Below are 17,459 nucleotides of genomic sequence, written 5' to 3'. Positions count from 1 at the left end.
CTTTCAACCTGAAGAAGACGACCACATGACCATCAGTTTCCCACGCCGCCGCCTGCTGCAAGGCAGCGCCGCCGCAGCCCTCCTGCCCTTGAGCGCCACGGTGCACGCGGCGGCTTCGCACCGCTTCGCGATCGACGAACACGACTTCCTGCTGGACGGGAAACCCCTGCAGATCCGCTGCGGCGAGATGCACTTCGCCCGCGTGCCGCGCGAGTACTGGACGCATCGGCTGAAGACCATCAAGGCGATGGGCCTGAACGCCGTCTGCGCCTACCTGTTCTGGAACTACCACGAATGGCGCGAAGGCCGCTACGACTGGGCCGCGCAGCGCGACGCGGCGGAATTCTGCCGGCTCGCGCAGCAGGAAGGCTTGTGGGTGATCCTGCGTCCGGGTCCGTACGCGTGCGCGGAATGGGAGATGGGCGGCCTGCCGTGGTGGTTGCTGAAGCATGACGGCGACGCGTTCCTGCGCACGCGCGACGAGGCCTACCTCGCGCCGGCGCGCCGCTGGCTGAAGGAAGTGGGGCGCGTGCTCGGTCCGCAGCAGGTCACGCGCGGCGGCAACATCCTGATGGTGCAGGTCGAGAACGAGTACGGCTTCTACGGCGACGACGTGGGCTATCTGCGCGTGCTGCGCCAGGCCTTGCTGGACGCGGGCTTCGACGTCCCGCTGTTCCAGTGCAATCCGACGAACGCCGTCGCCCGCACGGCGATCCCCGAGCTGTTCAACGTGGCGAACTTCGGCAGCGATCCGGCCGCCGGCTTCAAGGCGCTGGACGCCGTGCAGAAGGGCCCGCGCATGTGCGGCGAATACTATTCCGGCTGGTTCGACACGTGGGGTTCGCCGCACCGCCGCGGCGGCGTCGAGGGCGCGACGGCCGACATCGCCGCGATGCTGAAGGTGAACGGCTCGTTCAGCCTGTACATGGCGCACGGCGGCACGACCTTCGGCCTGTGGGGCGGCTGCGACCGTCCGTTCCGGCCCGACACGACGAGCTACGACTACGACGCGCCGATCGGCGAGGCGGGCTGGATCGGCGACAAGTTCGACGCCTACCGCGCCGCCATCACGCCGTTCCTGGCACCCGGCGAAAAGCTGCCGGCACCGCCGCCGCGCATGCCCGTGATGACGATCGCGCCGTTCGCGCTGGGCGAATCCGTGCCCGTGACGACCGCGCTGCCGGCACGCGTCATCAAGGACAAGTCGCCCCGGCCCATCGAGCAGTACGACATCAGCCGCGGCCTCGTGTCGTACCGCGTCACGCTGCCGGCCGGCCCGGCCGGTGTCGTGGAAGTGGCGCGCGCGCGCGACCTCGCGTGGGTGCGCCTGGACGGCAAGCCGATCGGCACCCTGGACACGCGCTACCGCCGCTACAAGGTCGACGTGCCGGCGCGCGCCAAGCCGGCCGTGCTCGAGATCCTGCTATACACGATCGCGCGCGTGAACTTCGGACCCGAGGTCCACGACCGCAAGGGCATCCACGGCCCCGTCACGTTCACGCCGAAGGGCGGTGCCGCGCAGGCGCTGGAACAGTGGGAAATCCGCGCCATCGATTTCGATGCGGACGGCGTACTGCCGCCGCTCGCGTTCAAGCGGGGCCGCGGCAAGGGCGCGGCGTTCTATCGCGGCGGCTTCGACGCGGCGCGCACGGACGACACGTTCCTCGACATGTCCGCGTGGGGGCAGGGCGTCGTCTGGATCAACGGCCGCTGCCTCGGGCGCTTCTGGAGCATCGGTCCCACGCAGACGATGTATCTGCCGGGCCCGTGGATCAGGAAGGGCCGCAACGAGGTCGTCGTGCTGGACCTGACGGGGCCGCGCGGCCAGGACGTGCCGAAGATCGCGGGCCTCGCCACGCCAATCCTCGACCAGTTGCACCGTGAACGCGACTTCCCGCGGCCGCCCAGCACGGTGCGCCCCAAACTGGACGGCGCGGAGCCTGCGCACGAAGGCGAGTTCGCGCCGGGCTCGCAGACGCAGGACGTGCGCTTCGCGGCCCCGCACACGGGCCGCCAGTTCTGCCTGGAGGCGCTGGACGCGTTCGACGGCAAGCCGCATGCGGCCATCGCGGAACTGTCGCTGCTCGACAAGGACGGCAAGACGCTGGACCAGTCCAACTGGACCATCGCCTATGTCGACAGCGAGGAAGCGACGAAGGAAGACGGCGGCGCGCTGAACGCGATCAACGGCCAGAACAGCGATTACTGGATCACGGCGGAGAAGAGCGCCTATCCGCACCGCCTCGTGATCGACCTGGGCCGCACGATGGACGTCGCGGGCCTGCGCTACGTGCCGCGCCAGGGCCCGGACGGCGTCGCGGGACGCATCCGCCATTTCCGCGCCTACGTGGGCGACGCGCTGGTGGTCGAGTGACGAGGGACGCATGAAACGACGACACTTCATGGGCGCCGTCGCGGCGGCCGGCACCATCGCGGCCCGCGGCGCGGCCGCCGCGCCCGCGCCTGCGCTCGCCCCCGCGCGTGCGGGCGGCGAGCGCGCGTGGATGCTGGGCCTCCTGCAAAGGATGGCGGAACCCGTGCTGACGGCGATGGCGCGCGGCGAGCTGAAAAAACGCTTCGCGCTGGAGCTCAGTCCCACGTGGGACGGCCGCAGCCGGGACGTCGCGTACCTGGAATGCTTCGGCCGCCTGATGTCCGGCATCGCGCCGTGGCTCGCGCTGCCGGACGATGCGACGCCGGAAGGGCGCTTGCGCGCGCGCCTGCGCCAGCTGGCGCTGCAAAGCTATGCGCACGCCGTCGATCCGGCGAGCCCGGACTATCTTGGCTGGCGCGCGGGCGGGCAGGCGCTCGTCGATTCGTCGTATTTCACGAACGCCCTGATCCGCGCGCCGCACGCCCTGTGGGACCCGCTCGACGCGGTCACGAAACGGCGCATCGTCGCCGAGATCCGGGGGCTGCGTCGCATCGAGCCGCCGTACATCAACTGGATGCTGTTCGCCGCGATGAACGAGGCGTTCCTGCTGTCGGTCGGGGAAGACGCGGACCCGATGCGGACCAATGTCGCCATCCGCAAGGTGAACGAGTGGTACGTGGGCGACGGCTGGATCAAGGACGGCGAGACGTTCCACTTCGATTACTACAACTCGTACGTGATGTATCCGATGCTGCTCGAGATCCTCGAGGTGCTGGAAAAGCATGATGCGCCGTTCTGGAACGGCAAGCCGGCCGACTTGCGCGCGCAGGCGTTGAAACGCATGCAGCGCTATTGCGAGCACCTGGAGCGCTTCGTGTCGCCCACGGGCACGTACCCGCCGATCGGGCGTTCGCTCACGTACCGCACGGCGGTGTTCCAGCCGCTGGCCCTGCTCGCGTGGCGCAAGCAGCTGCCCGCCAGCCTGCCGGAGGGCCAGGTGCGCGCCGCGCTGCAGGCCGTGCACGAAGCCGTGTGGACGGACCCGACGAACTTCACGCCGGACGGCTGGCTGACGCTCGGTTTCGTCGGCCACCATCCGGAACTGGCCGACATCTACTCGAACAACGGGAGCATGTACATCGCGTCGGAAAGCCTGTTGGCGCTGGGCCTGCCGCCCGGCGATGCCTACTGGACCAGCCCCGCGCTGGACTGGACCCAGAAGAAGGCCTTCGCGGGACGTCCGTTCCCGAAGGATTACGCCGTCGGCTACTGAGCCAAGTCATGCGGTGCGGATCGTCCTATATGTTTATGGCATGCCAGACAGTAAAGAAGCCATAGTGGTAACGTTCGCACCTCTACGTAAAATGGTTTGGTACGGATGTCTAGACATGGACGGCATCGTACTTCCGCGACGACCTTCGCACCGCACCGTGTCCTGACCAGGAACGGCGACGGCGCAAAACGCCCCCGTTTTACGTTGTTTTGCGACAACGTTACCGCCGCAGCGCGCGGGGCGCAGGTCGATCGGCAAGCAAGCAGTCAAAAACGGAGATTGGGAGACAAGATGGACAACAAACGAATTTACAAGACCCTGCTGGCGACGCTGATCGCCGAACTGTGCGTGACGGCATATGCCGGCGCGCAGACCACGAACGAACAACCGCCGAGTGGCGAGGTGCAGCAGGTCGTCGTCAGCGGCATTCGCGCGTCGCTGCAGTCGTCGCTGACGACGAAGCGGCTGCAGGACGGTATCGTCGATGCCGTGTCGGCCGAGGATGCCGGCAAGTTCCCGGACACGAACATCGCGGAGTCCCTGCAGCGCGTGACGGGCGTGCAAATCCAGCGCAACAACGGCGAGGGCCGCTTCATCTCGGTGCGCGGCCTGGGCCCGGAATTCAACAACGTGCTGCTCAACGGCCGCACGATCACGAGCGATACGGGCGGACGCGAATTCTCGTTCGACGTGCTGTCGTCCGACCTGATCTCGAAAGCCATCGTGTACAAGACGTCGCAGGCGTTCCTGCCGGAGGGCGGCATCGGTTCGACGGTCGACATCCAGACGACGCGCCCGCTGTCCGGCAAGGCCGGCCAGTCGACCGTCGTCAACGTGTCGGATTCGTGGGACTCGAATTCGCGCAAGAACACGCCGAACCTGTCCGCCCTGTACTCCTACGCGAACGCGGAAAAGAATTTCGGCGTGGCCGGCTCGCTGTCGTACACGGACCGCAAATCGCGCCAGTACAAGGCGCTGAACGATGCGTGGAACCTGCTGGACGTGAAGACGATCAACGGCAACCTGGCGTCCACGGGACTGACGGCCGCCGACGTCACGACGCGCAAGCTCCTGATGCCGCAGAGCTACGGCTTCCAGAACGAGGACGAGAGCCGCAAGCGCCTCGTCGCCAGCACGACGGTGCAATACAACCCGTCGTCCACGTGGAAGCTCTCGGCCGACGCCCTGTATTCGCGCCTGAACCAGCGCAACAAGGTCATCGCCATCAGCGACTGGATGAATCCCACGCAGTTGAACGTGAAGTATGACGCGAACGGCCAGGTGACGGGCTTCGACCGTCCCGGTTCGACCTTCGTCGCCAACAATCCGGGCCTGGCCGCGGCCGGCATCCTGACCGACGCCAATTCGAACGACATGATCGTCAAGGGCGGCGACCGCCTGTCGACGACGCTGGCCTATGGCATCAATTCGAAATGGGCCCTCACGCCGGACTGGAAGCTGGAAGCGGACCTGGCGACGTCGCGCACGGCGATCGGCTACCCCGACCTGTGGATCGTGGCCGGCATGGTACCGAAGAACGGCGACGTGCTGACCTTCGGCTCGACGCCGACCGTGACCTTCGGCGACGGCATCGCGGACCCGACGGCCGTGCGCGCCCACGCTGTCGGCAACAACATCGCCACCAACCACGACAACCTGCACGAAGGCCGCCTGAACGCGGCCTGGAGCACGGACATGGGCTGGTTCAAGGGCCTGCAGATGGGCACCGCGTACTCGCAGCGCAAGGTCGAGCACATTTCGTGGAGCGCCGATTCGTGGAACGCCTACTCCGGCTACCACCTGTCGCTGCCGTCGTCGCTGTTCACCGTGACGCCGCTGGGCAATCCGTTCGGCGGCGGCGGTGGCGTGCCGGCGAACTTCCTCAGCTTCGATCCGTATGCCTACATGGCGTACCTGAACCAGCCGTCCGTGATCCCGCAGTCGAACGACCCGGCCCATTACGCCGACAAGTCGATCTTCCCGAACGGTCCGATGGCGATCGACTACACGAAGCCGTCGCTGTGGGCCGTGCGCGAAAAGGTGGCCAACGCCTTCGTCCAGTCGAAATGGGAAGGCGACAGCTGGTCCGGCGACCTGGGCCTGCGCTACATGCACGTGAAGTCGGAGTCGTCCGGCACGAGCCGCATCCTGCTGTCGGCCACGCAGAGCCCGAACGACACGACGTACATCCAGAACTGGGGCCCGATGCAGACGAACACGGTCGGCAACAGCTACGGCGCGTGGCTGCCGTCCGCCAACCTGAAGATCGACCTCACGTCCGACATGTTGCTGCGCTTCGGCGCGTCGAAGACGCTGACCCGTCCGACGCTGAACCAGATGGGCGTCAGCAACTGGTACGGCGGCCGTACCGGCTATGTGACGAGCGGCGGCGGCAACCCGTACCTGAAGCCGATGCGCTCGAACAACTTCGACGTGTCGTACGAATGGTATCTGTCGAAGACGAACTACGTCAGCGGCGCCCTGTTCATGAAGAAGGTGTCGGACTTCCTGGAGACGTCGCTGCAGGACACGAAAGTGCCGCAGTACCCGAACGAGATCGTGCACGACAGCCGCATCCGCAACGGCCAGACGGGAACGATCAAGGGTGCGGAACTGGCGGGCCAGTATGCGTTCGACAATATCAGCCCGCTGCTGCAGGGCTTCGGCGTGACGGCGAACTACACGTACGTGGATGCGGAAGCGAACCGCGATTCGTCCGAGGGGCCGGTGTCGTGCGGTTATCCGGGCCTGTCGCGCCAGTCGTACAACGCGTCGCTGTTCTTCGAGAACAGCAAGTTCCAGGCACGGGCCAGCTACAACTGGCGCAATCACTTCTCCATCGATTGCGGCGGCGGCAGCACCTTGCCGCGCAACCGTGCGGCCTACGGACAGACGGATGCGAGCCTGCGCTACAACCTGACGGAGACGGTGTCGCTGTACCTGGACGCCATCAACCTGACGAACGCGAAGGTGCACGAGTACGCCAACAACGACAGCCAGTTCCTGACGCTGGAAAACGACGGCCGCCGCATCAACCTCGGCCTGCGGATGTCGTTCTGACGCGATCGGAGCCGCAGGGGTCGGAGCCGCAGGGGTCGAGCCGCAGGGGTCAGTGCGCCGCCGCAGCGCGGCGGTGCTCTGACCCCGAATTACCGACCCCGAATCACCGAATTACTGCGCGATCAGCTTCCGGTCGCGCAGCCATTCCTCGGCGCGGCGCGGCCACAGCGATGCGTCGCCGTGGCCCGGCGTCATGCCCATGCCGTGGCCGCCGTGTTCGTAGATGTGCAGCTCGGCCGGCACGTGCGCGCGCGCGAGGGCCTGGAAGAACATGATGCTGTTGTCGACGGGGACGACGTTGTCGTCTTCCGAGTGGACGAGGAACGTCGGCGGCGTTTGCGCGGTGACGCGGGTCTCGACCGACATCTGCTTCACCAGTTCCGGCGCCGGGTGCACGCCCAGCAGCGAATAGCGCGAGCCTTCGTGCGCGTACGGGGGCATCAACGTGATCACGGGGTACATCAGCAGCAGGAAGTCGGGCCGCGCACTGACCGTGTCGAGCGGCGCGCCCGTGCGTCCGGCCGGATCGTCGTACATCGTGGCCGCGCTGGCGGCCAGGTGGCCGCCGGCCGAACTGCCCATCACGCCCACGCGGTCCGGCGCCACGCCGTAATCCGACGCGTGCGCGCGCACCGTGCGGATCGCGCGCAGGACGTCGCGCAGCGGCGCCGGATGGCCGGCGTCCACCATACGGTACTTCAGCACGAAGGAAGCGATGCCCAGGCTGGACAGCCACTCCGCGTAGCGCCGTCCTTCGTGCGCGAACGCGAGGAACTGGTAGCCCCCGCCCGGGCAGATGATGACGGCCGTGTGCGCCGGTCGGTCGGAGGCGGCCGGGTAATACGTCAGCGTCGGCTCGGACACGTGGCTGATCATGTCGTTCTCGATTCGCTCGGGTACGGGATTTGGTTTCGCGTCCGGCACGCCTTCCGGCCAGAGCGGAATCACGGTCGTCTGCGCTTGCGCGCCGGCGGCGATGAAAAAGAACAGGGTGAGCAGCAGCTTGCGCATGGAGGATCCTGGAAAAATCGACGGTTGAAAGTGTGAACAGCGGGCCCGACCGGCGCAATTATGAAATTAGGTGATGCCGCCAATGATTTGTGCCGGCAGGGCTGGGGGCTTGGCGCCCCCGTTGCGCACTTGCAACGCAGCGGCGCGAACGGGCCGAAACCAAGACCCCGCATGGGTGGGCTGTTATGATTCCGGTGACGTCCCCGCCAGAGGTGACGACTGGAGACATTCACCACCGTGCCATATGCAAGAGTTTTATAAGAAGGCGCTGCTCGCGTTCATCGTCATCGTGCTCGCGGATGCGCTGTTCGCGGTCGTATTCATTGAACGGAGCTATCTCTCGCTGCCGATCCTGCCGGGCCAGAAGGGCGTCGACGGACGCGCCGTGGAATGGCATCGCGGCTATACCGTCTCGCCGTGGCCGGCCGGCGCACCCGTGATCCGCGTCGACGACACGATGCGCGACGGTCTGCGCTTCGACATGAACCTCCCTCCGGGCACGCCGGACATCAACGTCTCCGCCGACTTGATCGCCGCCGATGCGAAGGGCGCGCCCGCCCTGGTCGACCTGTCCCGGTACGGCACCGTGTCCTTCCTCGCCAAATGCGCGCCGGCGAACTCGATGGTATTCATCATCTCGATCCACGACGAACGGGTCTCGAAGCCGGGTAATTTCTTCACCTATCCGCCGGCGCTGACCTATTTCTCCTGCAACGAGGACGGCGTGCCCGTGTCCATCGACACGACGCGGCTGTCGGTGCCCCAATGGTGGTTCGACGCGTTCCACCGCGACGTGTCGCGCCAGGACTTCAAGCTGGACCGGGTAGCGCGCTTCGTGTTCGGCGCCACGTCGCAGAGCCCGCGCGGCGTCCCGTCCCACGTCGAGATCAGCAATTTCACGATGCGGGGCCGCGATTATCGCTGGCTCGCCTGGCTGGCCGCGCTCGTGGCGGCAGGGTGGGCCGGTTTCGGCATCTGGTTCTTCCGGGCCCAGGCGCGCGCGATGATCGCGAGCGTAGGCTCCACGCTGAAGACCGACCTGCCGCTCGTCGCCTATCGCCAGCTCACGCTGGAGCCGTACCGGGACAAGGAAAAGGTGTCGGTGCTGCGCTTCATCGCGTCTAACTACACGAACCCGGAGCTCGACCTGGAAGGCGTCGTCGCCGGGACGGGGACGAACCGCACGAAGGTCAACGACGTGCTGAAATCGGAACTCGGCATGACGTTCACCAGCTACCTGAACAAGCTGCGCCTGACGGAAGCGGCCCGGCTGCTGGCGGAGAACAGCGGCACGGGCATCGCGGAGATCGCGTTCTCGGTCGGCTATGCCAACGTCTCGTACTTCAACAAGCTGTTCAAGGAAGAATACGGCTGCACCCCGAAGGCGTTCCGTGCGCTGGCGGTGCAGCAGGAACAGCCGGACAGCCCCGTCCAGGAAGCCGCGGCGCCGTAACCGTCGTCCGCGCGGACGAAACTCCTCATCAATTTCATGGGCGCGGTTGATCAATTTTGTAATTGTCCCGCCGGATACCGCTCACCAGAATTGGCTGGACTGCGCGTTTCTATGATTGGAGTTTCATGTCCGACAAGGCCATCCGTAAAATCGTCATCGTGGGCGGCGGCACCGCCGGCTGGATGACCGCCGCGCCGCTGGCGCTCAAGCTGGGCCCGACGTGCGAGATCGTGCTCGTCGAATCGCCCGAGATCGGCACCGTCGGCGTCGGCGAATCGACGCTGCCCACCATCACGTACTACAACCACGCGCTCGGCATCGACGCCGGGGAGTTCGTTCGCCGGACGAAGGCCACGTTCAAGCTCGGTATCGACTTCGTGGACTGGGGCCACCTCGGCAACCGGTTCTTCCACGGCTTCGGCGACTACGGTCCCCCCATCGAGAACCGTCCCGCGTTCATGGCCTGGCAGCGTCTCGCGCGCGAGGTCAAGGACTTGCCGCCGTACGAGGACTGGTCCCTCACGGCGACGATGGCGCACGCGAACCGCTTCGTGCCGCCGCACGGCGACGCGCAAAGCCCCACCAATGCGTATTCGTATGCGTTCCAGTTCGACGCGGGCCTGTACGCACTGTACCTGCGTGAATACGCGACGGCGCGCGGCGTCAAGCGCATCGAAGGCACGGTGGGCGAGGTCGAGCGGCATCCGGAAACGGGCTTCATCACGGCCGTCAAGCTGGCCGACGGCCGCCGCGTCGAGGGCGACCTGTTCGTCGATTGCACGGGCTTCCGCGGCCTGCTGATCGAGGGCGTGTACAAGGCCGGCTACGAGGACTGGAGCGCGATGCTGCCTTGTAACAGCGCGCAGGCCGTGCCGAGCGCGCTGGCGGACGTGAAAACGCCGTACACGCGCTCGACGGCGAAGAGCGCGGGCTGGCAATGGCGCATCCCGCTGCAGCACCGCAACGGCAACGGCCACGTGTACTGCGACGGCTTCATGTCGGACGAGGAGGCGGGGCGCGTGCTGCTGGATGGCCTCGATACGGCGCCGCTCGACACGCCGCGCCAGCTCCGTTTCACGACGGGACAGCGGCGCAAGTCGTGGGTCAAGAACTGCGTGGCGATCGGCCTGTCGAGCGGCTTCCTGGAACCGCTGGAATCGACGAGCATCAACATCATCGAGCTGGCCGTCGGCTGGCTCGTCCAGTTCTTCCCGGACCGCGACTGCAGTCCGGAACTGGCCGACGAATTCAACCGGCTGGTCGGCCAGCGCTATGAGTACGTACGCGACTTCATCGTCCTGCACTACAAGCTGACCAAGCGCACCGACTCGGAATTCTGGCGCTATTGCGCGAACATGCCCGTCTCCGACGCGCTGCAGCACCAGATCGACATGTTCCGCGCCACGGGCCACGTCGCCATCTATGACCTGCAGGGGTTCCAGGTCGATTCGCATGCGGCGATCATGCTGGGCAACGGCCTGCGACCCGAGCGCTGCGACCAGATCATCGAGCGCATGGATCCGCGCAGTCTGCTCGAGCACTTTCAGAACGTCCACGCGGCGATCCGGCAGGTCGTCGGCGCGATGCCCGACCACGGGGCGTTCCTCGCGCAGGTGACGGGAACGGCGCACACGTGAACCGGTTCGTTCATTTTTCGTTCAGATAATAATCAAACGTTTATATTCGGAACTGTTGCGTTCATACTACTTTAATCAAATTAATGTTCGGTTTGGCAAATTTATGAATTGTCCCTCGCCCGGTACCTGCTCAAAATGAGGTTTCCACCGTGACCGTCCGGCGTCGCGGCCAGGGATCCACAAGAACAGACAGGCTGAATGAGGAGAACGCCAGTGAGGTTTCAGAGAACAGCAATCGCCGTGGGCGCCGCCCAGTTCGTATTGATGGCGAGCGGCGCCATGATGGCGCACAGTGCCTTCGCCCAAGACACCGGCAAGAAGGACGACGGTAGCACGGCCACCGTCGTGGTCGTGGGCCAGCGCGCCGCGCTGGAATCGGCGTCGGCCCGCAAACGCAACGCGGACGAGATCGTCGATTCCATCGTCGCCGACGACATTGGCAAGCTGCCGGACAAGTCGGTGACGGAAGTCCTGCAGCGCGTGGTCGGCGTCACCATCGACCGTACGCTGAACCGCGTCGATCCGCAGCAGGGCGTGGGCGACGGCGTCAACCACTACGCCGCGGAAGGCACCGGCGTGTCGGTGCGCGGCCTGACCTATGTGCGTTCGGAACTCAACGGCCGCGACGCGTTTTCCGCCAACGGTGGCCGCTCGCTGAGCTTCGAGGACGTGCCGCCGGAACTGATGAGCGGCCTGGACGTGTACAAGAACCCGTCGGCCGAGCAGATCGAGGGCGGCATCAGCGGCCTGGTGAATCTGCGCACGGCGCTGCCGTTCGACTTCAAGGGCGCCAAGGGTGCGCTGTCGGTGGAGGAACGCCGTTCGCAACTGCGCGGCAAGACGTCGCCCGGCGTGTCCGGCCTGCTGTCGAACCGCTGGAACACACCCTTCGGCCAGTTCGGCGCCTTGATCGACGTGGCCCGTTCGCGCATCAATACGCGCAGTGACGGCATGCAGATTTCCCCGTACATCCCGCGCACCAACGCGGTCACGGGCGACACGAGCGGCACGCAACGCTGGATCCCGAACGGCAGCTACTGGACGTCGAACAATTTCGAGCGCGAACGCGACGGCCTGTATGGCGCACTGCAGTGGAAGAAGGACAACCTGTCGTCCTACCTGACGTTCTTCCGTTCGAAGTACGACATGAACACGACGGAATATGGCATGAACACGGGCACGGCAAACCCGTCGACCAGCATGCTCGACCCCGGCGCCACTTTTGCCGACAACGGCGCGCTGCTGACCGGCACGCTGCGTTCGCCGAACGAAACGGGGATCAGCCTGAGCAGCTCGTCGCGCGCGGCGGGCCGCAAGTCCGACACCCGCGACGTCGCGTGGCACGCGGACTGGCGCGCGAGCGACCAGTGGACGGTCAGTTCCGACCTGCAGCACACCCGCGCGACCACCACCGGCTATGACAATCTGGTCGGCATGCAGGGCACGCTGCCGAAAATGACGTGGGATCTGACCAAGTCGCCGGCGGAGCTGCATTTCGACGCTGCGGACCGCGCCTTGCTGACGGATCCGAAGACGTATTACTGGGGCACCAGCCAGGAGCACCGCGACAAGGCCACCGGCACGTTGAACGCGGCACGCCTGGACGCCAAGTTTACGTTCGACAGCCCGGTGCTGAACGACTTGCGGTTCGGCGTGCGCTTCACCGACCGCAAGGCCGACACGCGCTCGACGCACGGCAGCGAATGGACCGCGATCGCGCAGCCGTGGATGCAAGGCTGGGCGATCAACGGCTACCCCTACCTGAACGATCCGCGTTTCTCGAAGCCGGTCATGACGATGGGCTTCCCGAACTTCTTCGGTGGCCAGATGACGGCGCCGCCGCCGGTCATCATCGCCGATCCGGCACTGAACACGCCGAACCCTGACGGTGCGCCATCCGGCTTCGCCCTGATCCATGGCTATGCGAACCTGCTGTGCACGAGCACGCCGTGCGCGATGAACTGGAAGCCCGCGCCGTTCGGCGACGCCGAGGGCCTGAACCAGCAGCGCGAGCGCACCAAGGCCGCGTACAGCCAGCTGCGCTTCAACGTCGACACGTTGCGTTACCCGATCGACGGCAACGTGGGCGTGCGCGTCGTCCGCACCAATATGGCAGCGACGGGCTATCTGCTGTACACGCAGCAGGACATCTCCAAGATCTCGGGAGGCGGCGTGCCGGCGTTCGCAGACCTGTCCGCCAAGCGCGACTTCGACAACTCGTACACGAACGTGCTGCCGAGCCTGAACGTGCGCATGAAGGTCAACGACGGCCTGCAATTCCGCGGCGCGTACTCGAAAGGCATGACGCGTCCGGACTTCTACCAGCTGCAGGCCTACACGACGCTGAGCGAGAACATCAAGACGACCACCGACACGGCGACGAAGGTCACGACCCTCGATTCGATCACCTTCACCGGCTCCGCCCGCGGCAATCCGGCCCTGAAGCCGACGACGTCGGACAACCTCGACTTCACGGCCGAATACTATTTCGGCCATGGCGGCTCGCTGACGCTGGCGGTGTTCAACAAGCGCATCAAGGACATCGTCATCGGCCAGACGTCGACTTACACGATGAACGACCTGACGGGCAAGCCTTACGACTTCAACGTTACCGGGCCGACGAACGGCGCCAAGGGCCGTGCCAACGGTGCGGAAATCGCGTACCAGCAGTACTTCGACAAGCTGCCCGGTTTCTGGTCCGGCTTCGGTATCTCGGCGAACTACACCTACCTCGACAGCCGCCTGAACCTGAACGCGCCGCCGGGCGTGGTATGGTGCACGCCGAAGGACACGCCTGCCGCGAACACGGCGCGCGACCTGGCGGGTTGCGACACCGACGGCCGCATCCTGGGCGGGCTGCCGATGACCAACCTGTCGAAGAACGCCTACAACCTTGCCCTGTTGTACGACAAGGGGCCGGTGTCCGCGCGCCTGGCGTACAGCTGGCGTTCGAAGTACCTGCAGGCGGTCAATGCGTACGGCACGAACGGCGGCGAAGGCATCGACGCGAACCCGGACAGCCCGAACTTCGGCAAGGGCTACTCGGTCAACTACGCGCTGCCGACGTATGGCGGTGCGTATGGCGAGCTTGACGGCAGCTTCCAGTACGAAATCACCCCCAACCTGAAGCTGTCTGTGGAAGCGTCGAACCTGACCAATGCCATCTACCGCCAGTACATGCAGCAGCATATCGGCCTGATGGAGCGCGGCGCGTTCTATACTGGCCGCAGCTACTCGGTCCGCATGGGTTACTCGTTCTGATCGTCGTGTAGCATGTAGTACGCCTCCCGCAAGCCCGGCCGGTTGCGGGAGGTTCGCGTTTTTGTGATTGGAGAGATCATGTCCGACAAGGCCATCCGACAAATCGTCATCGTGGGCGGCGGCACCGCCGGCTGGATGACCGCCGCGCCGCTGGCGCAGAAGCTGGGCAAGGCGTGCGAGATCGTCCTCATCGAATCGCCCGAGATCGGCACAGTGGGCGTGGGCGAAGCGACGTTGCCCACCATCCGCTACTACAACCAGGCGCTGGGCCTGGATGCCGCCGACTTCATCAAGAAGACCCAGGCCACGTTCAAGCTCGGCACCGAGTTCCGCGACTGGGGCCATGTGGGCAGCCGGTTCTTCCACGCCTTCGGCAATTTCGGGCCGATGATCGAGAGCCGTCCCGCGTACATGTACTGGCTGCGCCTGAAGCGCGACGTCAAGGACATGCCGTCGTACGAGGAATGGTCGACGGCCGACGCCATGTCGCGCGCGCACCGCTTCGTGCCGCCGTACGGCGACCAGCCGTCCGTCACCAATTCGTATTCCTACGGTTTCCAGTTCGACGCCAGCCTGTACGCGGCCTACCTGCGCGACTACGCGGTCGCGCGCGGCGTCACGCGCATCGAAGGCATGGTCGTCGACGTCGAGCAACACCCCGAGACGGGCTTCGTCACGGCCGTCAAGCTGCGTGACGGCCGCCGCTTCGAAGGCGACCTGTTCGTCGATTGCACGGGGTTCCGGGCGCTGCTGCTGGAAGGCGTCTACAAGGCCGGCTACGAGGACTGGAGCGCCATGCTGCCCTGTAACAGCGCGCAGGCCATGCCGTGCACGAACCCGGACGGCCCGCTGGTGCCTTACACGCGGTCGACGGCGCAAAGCGCGGGCTGGACGTGGCGCATTCCGCTGCAGCACCGCATGGGCAACGGCCACGTGTATTGCGACGGCTTCACGACGGACGCGGAAGCGACGCGCGTGCTGGAAGGCGTGCTCGAAGGCGCGGCCATCGACGCGCCGCGCCAGCTGCGCTTCACGCCGGGCCGCCGGCGCAAGTCGTGGATCAAGAACTGCGTGGGCGTCGGCCTGTCGACGGGGTTCATCGAGCCGCTCGAATCGACGAGCATCAACATGATCGAGATGACGGTGGGGTGGATCGTCCAATTCTTCCCGGACCGCGACTGCAGCCCCGCGCTGGCCGACGAGTTCAACCGCCTGCTGTCGCAGCGCTACGAATACATCCGCGATTTCATCATCCTGCACTACAAGCTCACGAACCGCGACGATTCCGAATTCTGGCGCTACTGCCGCAACATGGCCGTTCCGGACATCCTGCAGCACCAGATCGACCTGTTCCGCGACTCGAGCCGCGTCGCGATCCTCGACCAGCAGGGCTTCCTGGAAGACTCGTGGGTGTCGATCCTGATGGGGCACGGGATCTTCCCGGAGAAGAACGACCCCTTCATCGACCTCATGGATCCCGGCTACCTGCTCGACCACTTCCACAAGGTGCGCGATTCGATCCGGCGGGCCGTCGACGCGATGCCGGACCATGCGGCATTCGTCAAGCACGTGGTTGGCGACGACCCGGCGGGCAGGCGCGCCGCCTGACGGCGCCGCGGCCTCACGAAAATATGAGGCCGCCTGGCGGATTTCATAATTGCCGGGGTAGGAGTCGACGGGCACTATTTCGTCGATCGACAAGAGCCCTTCGCACAATGGCCGCCCCGATACCTACCTTGGAAAGATGCCGATGAAACGACGTGAACTCCTGCAGCACCTGGCCTCCGCGCTGCCCGCGCTGGCCCTGTCCCCCTATGCCGCCGCGAAGGCGGCCGCCACCCGCGTGCCCATGGCCACCGGCCCGTTCGAGCCGAATTGGCAATCGCTGTCGAAGTACGAGACGCCCGATTGGTTCCGCAACGCGAAGTTCGGCATCTGGGCGCACTGGGGCCCGCAGTGCGAACCCGAACACGGCGACTGGTACGCCCGCGGCATGTACGAGGAGGGCAGTGACCACTACAAGTACCACGTGGCGAAATACGGGCACCCGTCGAAGTTCGGCTTCAAGGACATCATCCGCCGCTGGAAGGCGGAGCGCTGGAATCCGGACGAACTCGTGGGCCTGTACAAGAGCGCGGGCGCGAAATACTTCGTCGCGCTGGCCAACCACCACGACAACTTCGACCTGTACAACAGCCGCTACCAGCCTGAGTGGAACTCGACGAAGCTCGGACCCGGCAAGGACCTGATCAAAGGCTGGCACGACGCGGCCCGCAAGCACGGCCTGCGCTTCGGCGTGTCCGTGCACGCGGCGCACGCGTGGAACTGGTACGAGACGGCGCAGGGCGCGGACAAGACGGGCCCGCTGGCCGGCGTCCCGTACGACGGCCGCCTGACCAAGGCCGATGGCCGCGGCCAGTGGTGGAACGGCCACGATCCGCAGGCCCTGTATGCACAGGCCCACCCGCTCAGCAAGGACGGCGGCAGCACCGACCAGCGCTGGGCGTGGGGCGGCGGCGTGGTCGCCCCGAGCAAGGCGTATGCGGACAAGCTGTACAACCGTACCGTCGACCTGATCGACAGCTACGACCCCGACCTCGTCTACTACGATGACACCGTGCTGCCGCTGTGGCCCGTCAGCGACGTCGGCTCGCAACTGCTCGCGCATATGTACAACCGCAGCGTCGCCAAGCGGGGCAAGGTCGACGTCGTCGTCAACGGCAAGATCCTCGACGAGGTCCAGCGCCATTCGATGGTGTGGGACATCGAGCGGGGCCAGAGCCCGCGCATCGAGCCGCTGCCGTGGCAGACGTGCACCTGCATCGGCAGCTGGCACTACGACCGCCGCATCTACGACAACAAGGCGTACAAGAGCGCGCAGACGGTCGTGCACACGCTGATCGACGTCGTCAGCAAGAACGGCAACCTGCTGCTGTCCGTGCCCGTGCGCGGCAACGGCACCATCGACGAGCAGGAACGCGCCATCGTCGAGGAGATCGGCCGCTGGACGGCCGCCAACGGCGAAGGCATCTTCGACAGCCGCCCCTGGGTGCTGTACGGCGAAGGGCCCGTGGCCGACGATGCGGCCGCGCCGTTGTCCGGCCCCGGCTTCAACGAGGGCAAGGGCCGGCCGTTCTCCGGCGCCGACATCCGCTTCACGTCCGGCAAGGATGCCGTGTACGCGTTCGTGATGGGGTGGCCGGAAGACGGGAAGGTCAACATCAAGGCGATGCGTGCCGGCGGCGACCACCTGCCCAAGCCGGTGGCGCGCGTGGAGCTCGTGGGCGGCGGCGCGCTCGCGTTCCAGCAGACGGCCGATGGCCTCTCGGTGACCCTGCCGCAACAGCGTCCCGCACTGCCGTATGCATTCGCGCTGAGGGTGGCGTGATC

Annotated in this window: 9 protein-coding genes; 8 read left to right on the top strand and 1 reads right to left on the bottom strand. The window is 66.0% G+C overall.

What is annotated here, in order from left to right; genetic code table 11:
- Positions 1 to 25: 25 nt before the first annotated feature.
- The 3 genes from HAV22_RS04545 to HAV22_RS04535 all read left to right on the top strand — a co-directional run bounded on the left by HAV22_RS04545 (position 26) and on the right by HAV22_RS04535 (position 6,707).
- A complete protein-coding gene (locus tag HAV22_RS04545; RefSeq protein WP_166856937.1) occupies positions 26 to 2,374 on the top strand; it encodes a beta-galactosidase in 2,349 nt (782 codons plus the stop codon).
- A 10-nt stretch (positions 2,375 to 2,384) separates the two neighbouring features.
- Complete coding sequence (locus HAV22_RS04540; RefSeq protein ID WP_166856935.1) at positions 2,385 to 3,647, top strand: DUF2264 domain-containing protein; 1,263 nt, start codon at positions 2,385 to 2,387, stop codon at positions 3,645 to 3,647.
- 291 nt (positions 3,648 to 3,938) lie between these two features.
- Positions 3,939 to 6,707, top strand: a complete 2,769-nt coding sequence (locus HAV22_RS04535) for a TonB-dependent receptor (protein ID WP_166856933.1) — start codon at positions 3,939 to 3,941, stop codon at positions 6,705 to 6,707.
- Between the two features lie 111 nt (positions 6,708 to 6,818).
- Here HAV22_RS04535 and HAV22_RS04530 read toward each other — a convergent pair whose 3' ends face one another.
- Positions 6,819 to 7,718, bottom strand: a complete 900-nt coding sequence (locus HAV22_RS04530) for an alpha/beta hydrolase (protein ID WP_166856931.1) — start codon at positions 7,716 to 7,718, stop codon at positions 6,819 to 6,821.
- 244 nt (positions 7,719 to 7,962) lie between these two features.
- Here HAV22_RS04530 and HAV22_RS04525 point away from each other — a divergent pair, with 244 nt between their 5' ends.
- The 5 genes from HAV22_RS04525 (at position 7,963) to HAV22_RS04505 (ending at position 17,457) form a co-directional block, all read left to right on the top strand.
- Positions 7,963 to 9,171, top strand: a complete 1,209-nt coding sequence (locus tag HAV22_RS04525) for an AraC family transcriptional regulator (RefSeq protein WP_166856929.1) — start codon at positions 7,963 to 7,965, stop codon at positions 9,169 to 9,171.
- A 125-nt stretch (positions 9,172 to 9,296) separates the two neighbouring features.
- A complete protein-coding gene (locus HAV22_RS04520) occupies positions 9,297 to 10,808 on the top strand; it encodes a tryptophan halogenase family protein (protein WP_166856927.1) in 1,512 nt (503 codons plus the stop codon).
- Positions 10,809 to 11,021: 213 nt separating this feature from the next.
- Complete coding sequence (locus HAV22_RS04515; protein WP_371869535.1) at positions 11,022 to 14,069, top strand: TonB-dependent receptor; 3,048 nt, start codon at positions 11,022 to 11,024, stop codon at positions 14,067 to 14,069.
- Positions 14,070 to 14,147: 78 nt separating this feature from the next.
- Positions 14,148 to 15,677 carry a tryptophan halogenase family protein gene (locus tag HAV22_RS04510; protein WP_166856923.1) on the top strand — a complete coding sequence of 510 codons (1,530 nt, stop codon included), beginning with the start codon at positions 14,148 to 14,150 and terminating at the stop codon, positions 15,675 to 15,677.
- A 142-nt stretch (positions 15,678 to 15,819) separates the two neighbouring features.
- On the top strand, positions 15,820 to 17,457 hold the full coding sequence (locus tag HAV22_RS04505; RefSeq protein ID WP_166856921.1) for an alpha-L-fucosidase: 1,638 nt from the start codon (positions 15,820 to 15,822) through the stop codon (positions 17,455 to 17,457).
- Positions 17,458 to 17,459 lie beyond the last annotated feature (2 nt).

The organism is Telluria antibiotica, assembly GCF_011682055.1.
Lineage (GTDB): Bacteria > Pseudomonadota > Gammaproteobacteria > Burkholderiales > Burkholderiaceae_D > Telluria > Telluria antibiotica.
Note: the sequence above shows the minus strand (reverse complement) of the source record. Positions and strands in the feature narration are given on the sequence as shown.